Below are 13,318 nucleotides of genomic sequence, written 5' to 3'. Positions count from 1 at the left end.
GAGCGGCTCCCGCCGCCGTTCGCAGACAGCGCAAAGGGATTATCTGTTTGTGATTAGAGCGGCTATTTCGTCAAGAATAACCGGGTCATCAATAGTAGCGGGCACCTTAAACGCCTGACCATCGGCAATGCTGCGCATAGTCGCCCGGAGGATTTTCCCTGAGCGGGTTTTAGGAAGGCGTTTGACGACGTAACACTGTTTGAACGCCGCCACGGGGCCAATACTTGTTCGCACGGAAGCTATCACCTCTGCAAGGATATCGAGCTCGTTGCGAGCGACGCCGTCAGATAAAACTATGAGACCCAGAGGCAGCTGGCCTTTGAGCGCATCCTGCACGCCAATAACTGCACACTCCGCAACATCAGGATGCGCTGCCAGCACCTCTTCCATGGCCCCCGTGGACAGTCGATGTCCGGCTACGTTAATCACATCGTCGGTTCTAGCCATGACAAACACATAACCGCTCTCATCGATGTAGCCGGCATCACCCGTCTCGTAATAACCGGGGAAGCGCGAGAAATACGCCTGCTCGTAGCGTTCTTCGGCGTTCCACAGCGTGGTAAAGGTACCTGGAGGTAGCGGCAGCTTAATCACTAAGGCACCAATGGTACCGGTCTCCACGGGCTCCCCGTGTTCATCCAACACCGTCACGTCATAACCTGGAACGGCTCGGGCTGGCGAGCCGGGGACAACGGGCAAGGCCTCAATACCGAGGCAGTTCGCACAAATGGGCCAACCGGTCTCCGTCTGCCACCAGTGGTCGATGACCGGCACCGCTAACTCCCGCTCTGCCCAATGCAGCGTATCCGGGTCACAACGCTCGCCGGCAAGAAACAAGGCTCTCAGACTCTCAAGGTCGTAGCTACCCATAAGGCTCGCCTCGGGGTCCTCCTTGCGGATGGCTCGAAAGGCGGTGGGTGCCGTAAAGAGCACACTGACTTTGTGTTGCTCGATCACGCGCCAGTACGCTCCTGCATCAGGAGTACCCACAGGTTTCCCTTCGTATAAAAGCGTGGTGTTACCACTGAATAAGGGCCCATAAACGATATAACTGTGCCCGACGACCCAACCTACATCCGATGCTGCCCAAAAAACCTCACCGGGTGCCACGTTGTAGATACTTTGCATGCTCCACTTCAATGCAACGATGCCACCGGCTGTGTCTCGGACCACGCCCTTTGGCTGCCCCGTAGTCCCCGACGTGTAGAGAATGTACAGAGGATGATTGGCCGGCACAGGAACGCAATCGTGGGCGGTGGAATCGGCCATTGCATCAATCCAGGCAATGTCTCGCCCGGGTAACATTTCGGCGACCACATCGGGACGTTGGACAATAATGCAGCAGTCGGGCTTGTGATGGGCAAGATCAATCGCTTCGTCCAACAACGGCTTATAAGCAATCACCCGGCTGGGCTCAATACCGCAAGATGCTGAAAGAATCAGGGAGGGCTCGGCATCATCGATACGCACAGCCAACTCATTGCTCGCGAAGCCTCCAAACACGACGGAGTGCACAGCGCCGAGGCGAGCGCAGGCGAGCATGCCAATGACCGCCTCGGCAATCATGGGCATGTAAATGAGCACACGGTCACCCATGCCCACGCCATTCGCTGCCATAGCTCCCGCACAATGCGCTACGGCATCCAACAACTGCGCGTAACTGTACGTGCGCTGATAATTGGTCACCGGGCTATCGACGATCAGCGCCGCTTGGTCAGCCCTGCCGTTTGCAACGTGAAAATCCAGCGCGTTGTAGCAGGCATTGGTGGTACCGTCGGGATACCAGCGATAGAACGGCGGCCGCGAGTCATCCAGGAGACACGTAGGCGGCTCGTACCAGTGAATGTTCTGTGCTTCCTGCATCCAGTCAACATTTGCTGTCATGGGCTTGGAATCCTTCAAGTGATCTTTCTGCAGACTAGCCCTGAGCGGTGAGCCTCACAATTCGACGATGGTAGTAAAGCACGCTTGGCAGAGCGCCTGGCCTACTACCTACTTCCTACTACCTGCGCCTGACTCTGCCATGTCTCTAAGTCTAGCCTCGTCGATTGCGAATCCATTGCAGAAGCTGTTCGGTAGACGGATCGAGCACTGTGGCTCCATCGCTAGCACCGTCCACAAGACGCGGCAGGATATCGCTGGCGAGTTGCTTGCCCAACTCGACGCCCCACTGGTCAAAGGAGTTAATCCCCCAGATCACGCCCTGAACAAAAATCTTGTGCTCATAAAGTGCGATTAGAGCGCCCAAGTTTTCTGGAGTTAAACGATCCATGAGTATGGTGTTGCTAGGCCGATTACCCTCAAACACTTTGTGCGGTGCCAGGGTTTCGACAGCGTCGGCGCTGAGCCCTTCGCTGAACAGCTCTTCACGAACCTCATCCAGCGACTTCCCGCACATGAGCGCGCGGGGCTGAGCCAGCAGATTCGCCAGCAACTTGGGGTGATGGTCAGCCATCTCCGACTGGGAGTTAACTGCACCGATGAAGTCACAGGACACCAGTTCGGTTCCCTGATGCAAAAGCTGATAGAACGCGTGCTGTCCATTCGTACCAGCCTCGCCAAAGATCACCGGCCCCGTCTTGAGAGCAGTCCACTGGCCGTCGAGGCATACGGATTTACCATTGGACTCCATATCGGCCTGCTGCAAGTAGGCTGGAAGTCGATGCAAGTGCTGGTCGTAGGGAAGGACCGCATGAACTCCGATACCCTCAAGGTTACGATTCCAAACCCCTATCAAGGCTAACAGCGCAGGCATATTTTCGGCGAGATCCGCGTAGCGAAAGTGCTCGTCCATGGCAAATGCACCGTCGAGCAACTCCACGAAATGATCCGAACCTACTTGAAGGGCAATAGGTAGACCAATAGATGACCAGAGCGAGTAGCGTCCTCCCACCCAATCCCAGAACCCAAAAGTGTTCTCAGCTGAGATGCCGAAAGCGCTCACTGCGGTCTCATTAGTCGATAACGCAACAAAGTGACTCTTCGCGGATTCCTGATCTCCGCCATGGTTCAGGAACCAGTTCATTGCGCTGCGCGCGTTGGTCATAGTCTCTTGGGTCGTGAAGGTTTTGGACGCCACAATGAACAAAGTCGTTTCCGGGTCTAGTTGCATCAGCGTGTCAGCCAGATGCTGACCATCAACGTTGGAGACAAAGAAAGCGCGTCGCCCTTTTATCCAATAGGGACGCAATGCTTCGACAACCATGACCGGGCCAAGATCTGAGCCCCCAATACCAATATTGACGACCGTTGTAAGCGGCTTACCTGTAGCACCCAGGCGCCTACCACTGTGAACCTCATCCACAAAGGACAGCATGCGATCCCGCTCTGCGCTCGCTGCTAGGCAAGCGTCAACACCATCTACCCATACCGACTGACCTGAGCGGTCGCGCAGCGCCGTATGCAAGACAGCGCGGTCCTCGGTGGTATTGATGCGTTCGCCGGCAAACAAACCTTCAATCCTTGCTGGAAGATCACAACACTTGCCGAGCTGCAGCAACAGCTGTAAGGCATCTTTTGACACATGGTTCTTGGAGTAATCGAGATGCAGACCCGCGGCATCCAGAGAGAAATCCTCTGCTCTTTCGCTGTCATCAGCAAAGAGCGCGAGAATAGACACATCCCCAAGGCGCTCCTGCTCTTCCCTCAAAGCATCCCAGACTAGTCTGCCGTTATCTTCCGCTGTCATCGTCTATCCGTCCGAGGTCAATGCACTGATTCAAGCAATAGTAAACCCATAGAACCACGCAAACCGTAATGAACGCCAAATTTTACGCTTACCTACGCAAAAACCTGCCGCAAAAATCGTTCTCCAGGCGTCATTAATGGGCATGGCCGTTCGGCGATACTTTGCTTACAATCGGAGCCATCACTAAAAACAACGAGACGTCATAATGAACGCACCGGCACCCACAAGCCCAAAGATACCCGAGCACGATCCCGAGCAGGTCAATGTAGATCCCTACTCCGTGCCCCTCGATAAGCTGGATGTTTCCAACCCGTATCTTTTTGAGGCGGATGTGCATTGGCCGTGGTTCAAGCGTCTTCGCGACGAAGCTCCCGTGCACTTCTGCGCCGAGAGTGAGTTTGGACCCTACTGGTCGATAACCCGCTACGAAGACATTATGACCGTCGACACCTCCCACAAGATTTTCTCGTCGGAGCCAGCGATTACGATTCGAGATCAGGATGACGACTTTCAGTTACCGATGTTCATCGCGATGGATCGTCCCAAGCACGATGTACAACGCAAGACGGTAAGCCCCACGGTCGGCGCAGATGCCCTGCGCTACTTCGAACCAATCATTCGAGAACGTACTCAGGACGTACTGGACAACCTACCCGTTGGCGAACCCTTCAACTGGGTAGAGCGCGTGTCTATCGAGCTCACCACGCGCATGCTCGCAACGCTGTTTGACTTCCCTTACGAAGAGCGTAGCAAACTCACCTGGTGGTCCGACATGACCACAACATTACCCGGTCAAGGCATGGTTGAGACCGAGGATGAGTGGAAGAAGGAAATGCTTGGCTGTCTTGAGTTCTTTATTGGCCTTTGGAATGAGCGTGCAAAAGAGCCCCCATCAAATGACTTCATTTCTCGCCTTGTGCACGGTGAAGCCACTAAAGATATGGAGCCCATGGAGTATCTCGGCAACCTGCTCTTGCTTATTGTTGGAGGCAACGACACTACGCGAAGCACTATGAGTTCCAGCGTCCTTTGCCTCGACCGACATCCTGAGCAGTTTGCTGAATTAAAGGCTGACCCGAGTCTAATTCCTGACATGGTTTCGGAGACCATCCGCTGGCAAACGCCGCTAGCCCATATGCGCCGCACAGCGCTGGAGGATACCGAACTGGGTGGCCAGACAATTCACAAAGGCGACAAGGTTGTGATGTGGTACGTCTCGGGTAACCGTGACGAGCGTTTCTTCGATAACCCCAACGATTACGATATTCATCGAGAAAACCTTCGCAAGCACCTGTCTTTTGGTTTTGGCATACACCGGTGTATGGGCAACCGTCTGGCAGAGATGCAGCTTCACACGCTCTGGGAAGAAATACTGGCGCGCTTCGACCGTGTTGAAGTTGTGGGCGAACCCGACCGCACTTTATCGGTCTTCGTGAAGGGCTACAGAAACCTCAACGTAATCTTACATCCCAAAACCGCTTAATCCTTAGGGCTTAAACACCAAGACCGCGAACTCACAGGGTTCGCGGTTTTTTTTGCTTTGCGCTCACCGGGGCAGAATATGAGCTTTGATACCACTGGCATTCAGCTATCAACTTAAACGCGAGGCAAAAAAAGGGCGGCCCGAAGGCCGCCCAATCACTCAGTGCACAAAGTGTTTAGAGTGAACCTTCAACTGTCCAACCAGCCCACCAGGGATCGGAACCGTCAGGGTTCACCGCACCGCTGTAATCAGTTGGGTCGAAAAAGTCCGCATCAAAGTCCTGAGGATCGCCACCCGACACACTTGGCAGAGCGAAAGATCCGCCAATAGCATCCCAGTCGATGGGTGTCAGACCAGAGGCCGCCGCTGCCTGAGATGACAGGATGTCATCCAGAGCCGCTGCCTCTACAACTACCGAGCTGTTACCAACACTTGGTTCGTTTGAAAGTGTTCCACCGGCACCGGATTCATTTGCACAATCCTGGACCCAGTTGTTGAACACTAGTGCAGTGTTGATGTTGGTCTCTGCACCATCCTCGATCTGTGCGCAGGTATCGAATGTGCCCGTTGCATCGCTAGCGACCGTAATCACCATGTTGTGGAAGAAGCCACCGGTGGTGTCTTTGAATCGCATGATGAAGGGCGAATCGTCCGCTTGCTTATCTGCGATCACAGTGGTGTTCACAACCGTTGGCTTGGACAACCATGCGAGGGAACCTTCTGTATCCATCTCGAATGCTTCACCGCTACCCTGGCCATGCTGCTTAACAAGCACGTACTGCAGATTGCCTTGGAAACCCTCGTCCCAGTCAACAGAATCGTCGTTAGCGTTAGACACAATGAGGTGCTTCATGTTGGCGGTACCGCCATAGAATTCAACACCGTCATCGGTTGTCTCGTAGATTTGGATGAAGTCGAACTCGGTACCAGAACCTACTGCGTTCAGGCTCAGTGCATTAATCTCATCACCGTCAGAGTTAATGGCAACGCCGTTTTCTGCGAGAATCACGTAGCGCATCACGCCGCTGTCATCCGCAGCATCGGCACCACCAATAAAGCCTGCTTCGCCCTCACCGTCCACGTTACAAGGTGTGGCGTCACAGGCGTTGTGCGGAGCAAATCCGCTGATCTGTACACCACCCCATTCACCGGGACCGACGATATCATCATCAGCGGAAGAGAAGACAATGGGCGCCACCGCCGTACCTACGGCGTTAATGTCGCTTCCGCGGGTGATATGCAGCACCGATGCAGATAGTGGATCATCCGAGGGTAAGCCAACTATTGAAACACCGGGTGCGATCGTCAACGTTGCGTTTACCAGAGAAGCACCACCCTGACAGGTGGTCGCGTCCGTGAGCAAGCAGTTACCGTTACCGATATTCACGCGACCATCCAGCTGGTACACATTACCGGCTGTCAGGGTCAGATCGCTTAAGTAGGTACCATTGAGACGGCATACTCCCGACTCAACTTCTTCAGTGCCTTCAGGGCAACCCTCTACAACAGGTGGGATCGCATTGCCTGCACCAAAGTCCAGCGTCCAGCCAGCCCACCATGGGTCAGAACCGTCAGGATTTACCGCGCCCATGTAGGTAGTCGGCTCAAAGAAGCTTGCGTCGAAGTCTTGAGGATCTCCAGCGGCAGTGCTGGGGAGATCGAAGGAGGCGCCTATGGCATCCCAGTCGATAGCCGTAATGCCTGAAGCAGCAGCAGCCTGAGAAGCCAGAATATCGTCAAGTGCCGCAGCAGCGATAACTACAGAGTCGTTATCCACCGATGGTTCATTTGACAGTGTGCCGCCCGCGCCGGAGATGTTGGAGCAATCCTGAATCCAGTTGTTAAACACCAAAGACATATTGATATTGGCTTCTGCACCGTCTTCGATCTGCGCGCAGGTTTCGAACGTACCCGTTGCATCACCGGAAACGGTCATTACCATGTTGTGGAAAAAACCACCGGTGCTGTCCTTAAATCGCGTTATAAACGGAGAATCATCAGCTTGCTTATCGGCAATAACAGTCGTGTTAACAACGGTAGGCTTGGAGAGCCATTCCAGTGAACCTTCTGTATCCATCTCAAAGGCTTCTCCGCTACCGTCGCCGTGCTGCTTAACGAGCACGTACTGCAGGTTGCCCTGGAAACCTTCATCCCAATCGATAGAGTCATCGTTGGCGTTAGACACCACAAGGTGCTTTATGTTGGCTGTGCCGCCATAAAACTCCACACCGTCATCAGACGTCTCATGAATCTGGATGAAATCAAACTCTGTACCAGAGCCGACAGCGTTCAAACTCAGTCCATTGATCTCGTCACCATCGGAGTTGATCGCAACACCGTTCTCAGCAAGAACGACATAACGAAGTGCACCGCTGTTATCGGCCGGGTTATCACCGCCGATAAACCCAGCTTCACCCTCTCCGTCTACGTTACAAGGATCAGTGTCGCAGGCGTTATGCGGGGCGAAACCAGAGATTTGCAAACCGCCCCACTCGCCGGGAGTCGTGAAATCGGGATCCACTGAGGAAAAGATGATAGGTGCCGCAGCTGTACCCACCGCATTGATCATACTTCCGCGCGTGATGTGGAGCACCGCCGCGCTGAGAGGATCGTCAGAAGGCAGACCACGAACGCTAACGCCGGGCTCGATAGTCAGTGTCGCATTGACTAACGGATCGCCATTGTCGCAGGTCGTAGCACTGGACAGTAAGCAATTACCGTTGCCGATGTTCACCCGACCATCCAACTGGTAAACGTTACCCGCCGCAAGGGTAAGGTCGCTCGTGTAAGTACCGCTAAGTAGACACGTGCCCGCGGAGACTTCTTCAGTGCCCTCGGGGCAGGCTGTGGGATCGGTACCGCCGTTTCCGCCGCCGTTGCCACCACCATTGCCTCCGCCGTTACCGCCACCGTTACCAGTCTCAGGCGCCTCGATTATGATCGTCGCGCTATCGCCCTCACTGCATCCGCTAAGGCCCACAAGGCCTACGGACGCAACTAGAGCCAATACAAACTGCTTGTTCATCACTTCACTCCCTAGTGAAACGTTGTCAACCCAAGTGGGTCCTCTGGTACTGCCTAGAATTCCCAGTCGAATCCGAGCTGGAAAGTGGTGCCTTTTTCGTAGAATTGGAATATCTGATCCCCTTGGGTGTATTCCACTTCTGCGTCAAAAATATTCTCCACACGCGCTTTGAGAGTTGCCTTCTCTGAAATGTCATAGCGGTAGACGAGGTTCAGTTCTCCCCTCTCCTCAAGCAGGACGTTGGGAAGCCCAAGAATCCCGACATCAGCAATGGATTCGCCGTTATGGTTGTAAAGAAGCGTGAGTTGGTGCCCGCCGGGCACATTGTCGTAGCCAATAACGAAATTCGCTGTGTACTCAGGCTGCCCCTGAAGCGCTCGGGCGTCGCCATTCAGTAGAGTCACTTCTGACTCGATGTACGCCGCGTTGAAGGACACAAACAGGGTGTTGTTGTAGTCGTCAGTTAACACAAACTCTTTACGGCCCTCGATTTCTGCGCCGTAAAGCTCCGCTGCTTCAGAATTTTGGAAAGTTCGTGAATTGCTCGCCGTGCCCGATGCGGCCTGATAGACCCGCTCGATAGGGTCAGTCATATCTTTGTAGAACACAGCCGCTGAAATATTGTCGGTATCGTTTTCCCCGAAATACCACTCCCAGCGAAGGTCTGCGTTAAAAATATCGGAAATCGTCAGGTTGGGGTTACCACGAACACGCACGTTAAATTCGTTGTCAAAAAACACAGCATTTGAGGCCTCTTTGAAGTCTGGCCTCGCTACGGTCTGACTGATTGCGAGTCGCAACTGCTGCGTGTCCGAATAAAACCAGTTGATACCTAGAGCAGGTAAAAGGCTTCCTTCATCAACGATTCCCTGGACGGGGTTACCCGTAGTCAGGTCGAAGGTGTCGGTTACTTGCTCGTATTGCTCATAGCGGGCACCGGCAATCACCTCCCATACGCCATCAAAGGTATGGTCGTACATGGCGTATACGCTGTTGTACTCAAGCTCGGCTTGGTATTCGTCGGAAACCTGAGTCCGCACTTGAAAGAGAAAACCGGTGGTGGGGCTATTCTGTACACCACCCTGCGAATCATCCTCGCAGGTCACTGTGCCCGGCCCTTCACCGCAGACAAAAATATTGTCAGACACGAGCACATTAGGCGACCTGCTCAAAGTGGCGTCGGCCCCATTATTGAAGAACCCGTAGGTTGCGCTTTCGGCGTCCCGCTCGCGATAAATGGCCTGCGCTCCGAATCGCAGTTGACCGAAGCTGGCACCGTCATCGTAGGCGTCCCAGGTGATATCAAATGAACCGTCGAAGTTGTCGTCAGTCAAGTCGTCATAACGCTTCGAGGAACTACCGGACGAGAAGAAGAACCCGTTGAGCAATTCGCTCTGCTCGTTGTTTGCTTGCGAGAAGTCGTAACCCTCACGCAATTCAGCCGGCTCGGTGAGGTTAGCCTCAGCGTTGAAACGAACATCTGTTCTACCCGGAACATAACGGCGGGCCTGACTCGCAGTGAACTGCCACTCACCAAAGAGCGACCCATCTTCGTTAAGAAAGTGAGAGCCCACGATCTGAGAAGACAAAAACTGTCGTTCTTCCCATTGACTTGTCGCTTGGTAAACCGATCGGAATTCGTCTCCCTCGCGGCCAACGGAACGCTCGACAAAACTTTCTGTGGAGCGGGACACCACGTTGTTCCACTCGAAGGTATTGTTCCCAATGTTGTAGCCAATCGAGGCAAGACCTGAAATATCTATGTTCTGAGAATAGGACTCGTAGTTCTGATCATCGGCAACGATCCCGCTGGCACTGTAACTTCGCCGTATACCGTTACCGCGCTGGCTCCACTCGTTGGAGTAGTTTACGGCAGCGTAAAAGCCCAGCTCACCCTCGCCCAGATAGAACAGGTCACCGTAGTTAACACCGAGACTGCCGTTAGGCGTAGTCTCAGCAAAATCCAGATCCCAATCCTCGGACAGGAAAATACCTGCGGTGCGCTGCAGCTCTCGAAGCTGCTCCAGCTCCAAGGTGAAGGTAGTACCGTCATCCGCAGTGACTGTGCCGCCGTCAGAAACGATGTCCCCGATAGTCGAAACGACAATGCTCTCTTTTCTGGTTCCGTCATCCCAGCCGATGAAGTCAAAATTGCCACTAGCAGGATCTACACCCACTGTATTGCCCGTAAGATCCGTCACATAGCCTAGTGACGCAGTAACACTCGCGGAGCGTTCGTCAGGAAAGGTCTTGGTGTTGATCACCAAATTACCGCCGGTGGATTCGCCGGGCATAAACGGCAGAAAAGTCTTTTTGATATCCAACTGGTTAACGAAATTGGAGGGAAACAAATCGAGAGGCACCGTACGCTTGGTCGGGTTGGTAGACGGCATCGTCGAGTTGTTCAAAGTCGATGTCACGTAGCGGCCACCGAGGCCGCGAATGAACACGTACTTGTCGTCCTGTACTGCCACGCCCGGAACACGTATCACGGAAGCAGCAACGTCTGAGTCACCAAAGCGTGCCAACTCCTCAACACCGAGTGTGTCGACGATCAAATTGGTATCTCGCTCGGACAACTCGAAGCCACCAGGATCGAAAGTGCCGAGCACGAAGACCTCCTCAATCTGCGGCGCGGCTATCGAAATCAGCCCTTCGGCTTCGGGGAGGTTAATCTGCACACCTCTGGTCACACCCGCCACGACCCGGACCTCACGAGAGACTTCGTCGGTGGTTACTCGATAGATACCGCGGGGGACCCTCTTTGACGCAAGGCCCTGTGCATTTGTCGACACACCGCCCTGACCGTTAGAAATTACAACCAATTGGTTTACGGCAGCGTCGGAACCTTTACGGACCGTGACTTGAAGTTCACCTGTAGGCGCTTCGCGACGATCCGCAGCTGACTCTGTTCGAGAGTAGACGTCGACGATCGCCTGATTGTCACCACCGCCAAGATCGCTGATCACATCCACCAGCTGGCCTGAAGCTGACGAAAAGCGGTCGCGCTGAACCACACCATCGCTGCCCGTGATCGCGAGCACTCGTTGACCGTCGCCTTCAAGATCCACAAACAGAGACCCGTCACGACGAGTCGTGCCTGCAGGCTCGCCATCAATAGTGACGACCGCGCCTTGCACAGCAACGCCGTCTTCAAAGACGTACAGCAGTAGTTCATCAGCTGCATGGCCGGTTTGCGTGAGGCTAAGCAAGGTAAACAAGACTGGCAAGGCACGCCGGGCGCCAAACAACTGTGTCATTACGACCTCTAAGTCAGGAATAGTGACGTGGAGGGTCATCGCTATGCCCCATCCATAAAAGCAATCGGGGCATCGTAGGTTCGTAATGTGACGGTAATGTTATCGAGTTATGACAAATTTGTGACAGTGCGCGGCGTCGATAATGGCTTTGTTCGAGTCACAAAAATTTCAAATATCTATCGCTTTACTGTCATCTAAGATCCGGACGATGTGCGCAGCGATAGGAGGACTGCGCATGGACAAGCAATCAGGTGTCAACACTGCCGAGAAGCAACGACTGCGAGAGGCTATTGCAGAGCAGGTGCGAAATTTTCTTGATAGTGGTGGGAACATAGACGTAGTGGGCAATACGCCGGCCAAGGAAACGCAATACCGAGGCAGCATCTGGGACACGGGAACCAGTGCTCCAGTGCTCCAGTGCTAGAGTAGGTCTAGGTCGCCAGAACATCTCCCCAAAGAGCCACATGGCAAAGGACTTACATAGCCGGAGGGACTCTCATAGCCGGGGGACTACAGTTCCCTTCGCAATACGGTAAAGCAGGATAGCGGCACGCTGGGTCTGCTGTGGCAAGGTACGAAGATCTGCGACCTCGCCGACCGTGTGGCCGCCGTCGCCCATCAGACCTAAGCCGTCGAGAGCAGCGTCTACACGGTCCGCTACAAAAGAAATGTCGGCAGCTCCGGCCCTTCGCGGATCCACAGCCACCACCGGTCCATAACCGAGCTCTTCGCTGATAGCGCTGTAGTACTCAAGCAATGTGTCGTTACCCTCAGAAGGTGCCATGGGAGGATAGCCATGATTGAAGGTCACCTCTGCAGTAGTCTGCGCTAGATTTTCCGCTGCAATCTCGCGCATCTTCGCCTCCGCGTTAGCAATCTGCTCAGGGCTGATTGCCCGCATCCCGCCGGTGACAACCGCTGTCTGCGCGATCACGTTGTTTTTTCCAAAGACCGTCCCCCGTGTATTACTGTCATCATGATCCATGTCGGTTCCCGCCATGACCAAGCCGGGGTTGAAGGTGAGATTGGGAATCGCCGACAGTGCCACTCGCCAGGCGTCGAGAATTCTTGCGGTTTCCAATGCAGCGCCAAAACCGATGTCTTCGCGGAAAATCTGAGAAGAATGCGCCGGTTTACCGGTCACGCTCAGACGCCATTCGCTGGAGCTGCGCCGCGCCGTCACCACCGTCTTTGGATCGCCGTCACCGTCCTCAAAGCCCAAGGCTATATCGGCCCAGTCTGCCGCCTCAATAAGCGCGGCATTGGCAAGGCTTAAGGGCCTCCCGCGCGATTCCTCATCGCCGGTGAGGACTACCCGTAGCTGGAGCTCATCCAGCACTCCGGCAGCGTCAAGGGCCTTGGCTGCCTGCAGAATGATTACGTCGCCGCCCTTCATATCGGTGATACCGGGCCCTGCTGCATAACTCTCATCAATACGCGAAAACTTTTGAAAGCTGCTGTCTTTTGCAAACACCGTATCCAGATGGCCAATCAGGAGAACCTTGGGGCCCCTTTTTCCGTGTTCTGCCACAAGATGGCCGCCTCGGTTAAACATCTCCCCGTCTACCCAGCGAGTTGAAAATCCAGCTTCGGAAAAAGCCTCGGCAAAGAGTTGTCCCACCTCTCTCACCCCATCTACATTCATCGTGCCGCTGTTGATGTTCACGGCTTGCTCCAGCAGGGAGAGGGCCTCTCCCTGCCCACGAATCACAGCATCGCGGATCGCTAGCTCCTTTTCATCAAGGGCAAAGGCTGGACTGAAAAAAACCAGCGCAAGAATGGCACTGCAAAACACTCTAAAAAACATCGGGGAATTGTCCTGAAAGTGATATCGATAAGCACTCATGGTGCCCTGAGTTCGT

7 protein-coding genes are annotated in these 13,318 nt (G+C 54.3%); 2 read left to right on the top strand and 5 right to left on the bottom strand.

Annotated features, from left to right (window positions below; translation table 11 throughout):
• Positions 1-39 precede the first annotated feature (39 nt).
• Together R0137_RS10280 and pgi are read right to left on the bottom strand one after the other, a co-directional pair.
• Entirely contained in the window at positions 40-1,884 is a 1,845-nt protein-coding gene (locus R0137_RS10280) for a propionyl-CoA synthetase (RefSeq protein ID WP_407326336.1), read from the bottom strand.
• A 151-nt stretch (positions 1,885-2,035) separates the two neighbouring features.
• Entirely contained in the window at positions 2,036-3,688 is a 1,653-nt protein-coding gene (gene pgi, locus R0137_RS10275) for a glucose-6-phosphate isomerase (RefSeq protein WP_407326335.1), read from the bottom strand.
• Positions 3,689-3,893: 205 nt separating this feature from the next.
• On the opposite strand from pgi, the gene R0137_RS10270 reads away from it, so the two are divergent.
• Positions 3,894-5,171, top strand: a complete 1,278-nt coding sequence (locus R0137_RS10270; RefSeq protein WP_407326334.1) for a cytochrome P450 — start codon at positions 3,894-3,896, stop codon at positions 5,169-5,171.
• Positions 5,172-5,346: 175 nt separating this feature from the next.
• Here R0137_RS10270 and R0137_RS10265 read toward each other — a convergent pair whose 3' ends face one another.
• A complete protein-coding gene (locus R0137_RS10265; protein ID WP_407326333.1) occupies positions 5,347-8,196 on the bottom strand; it encodes a hypothetical protein in 2,850 nt (949 codons plus the stop codon).
• A gap of 53 nt (positions 8,197-8,249) precedes the next feature.
• A complete protein-coding gene (locus R0137_RS10260; protein WP_407326332.1) occupies positions 8,250-11,495 on the bottom strand; it encodes a TonB-dependent receptor domain-containing protein in 3,246 nt (1,081 codons plus the stop codon).
• Between the two features lie 196 nt (positions 11,496-11,691).
• Between R0137_RS10260 and R0137_RS10255 the strand changes: the two genes are divergently transcribed.
• Positions 11,692-11,880, top strand: coding sequence for a hypothetical protein (locus R0137_RS10255; protein WP_407326331.1), 189 nt, complete (start codon positions 11,692-11,694; stop codon positions 11,878-11,880).
• A gap of 72 nt (positions 11,881-11,952) precedes the next feature.
• Here the strand turns inward: R0137_RS10255 and R0137_RS10250 are convergent, their stop codons facing one another.
• Positions 11,953-13,302, bottom strand: coding sequence for a M20/M25/M40 family metallo-hydrolase (locus R0137_RS10250; protein WP_407326330.1), 1,350 nt, complete (start codon positions 13,300-13,302; stop codon positions 11,953-11,955).
• Positions 13,303-13,318: the final 16 nt, after the last annotated feature.

Origin of the sequence: Congregibacter brevis, from assembly GCF_045689245.1 — a bacterium.
GTDB lineage: Bacteria > Pseudomonadota > Gammaproteobacteria > Pseudomonadales > Halieaceae > Congregibacter > Congregibacter brevis.
Note: the sequence above shows the minus strand (reverse complement) of the source record. Positions and strands in the feature narration are given on the sequence as shown.

What these genes read in the sequence shown, in the direction of transcription:
- R0137_RS10280 (WP_407326336.1), bottom strand. Translation starts at nt 1,884, where the DNA reads ATGACAGCAAATGTTGACTGGATGCAGGAAGCACAGAACATTCACTGG.
- pgi (WP_407326335.1), bottom strand. Translation starts at nt 3,688, where the DNA reads ATGACAGCGGAAGATAACGGCAGACTAGTCTGGGATGCTTTGAGGGAA.
- R0137_RS10270 (WP_407326334.1), top strand. Translation starts at nt 3,894, where the DNA reads ATGAACGCACCGGCACCCACAAGCCCAAAGATACCCGAGCACGATCCC.
- R0137_RS10265 (WP_407326333.1), bottom strand. Translation starts at nt 8,196, where the DNA reads ATGAACAAGCAGTTTGTATTGGCTCTAGTTGCGTCCGTAGGCCTTGTG.
- R0137_RS10260 (WP_407326332.1), bottom strand. Translation starts at nt 11,495, where the DNA reads ATGACCCTCCACGTCACTATTCCTGACTTAGAGGTCGTAATGACACAG.
- R0137_RS10255 (WP_407326331.1), top strand. Translation starts at nt 11,692, where the DNA reads ATGGACAAGCAATCAGGTGTCAACACTGCCGAGAAGCAACGACTGCGA.
- R0137_RS10250 (WP_407326330.1), bottom strand. Translation starts at nt 13,302, where the DNA reads ATGAGTGCTTATCGATATCACTTTCAGGACAATTCCCCGATGTTTTTT.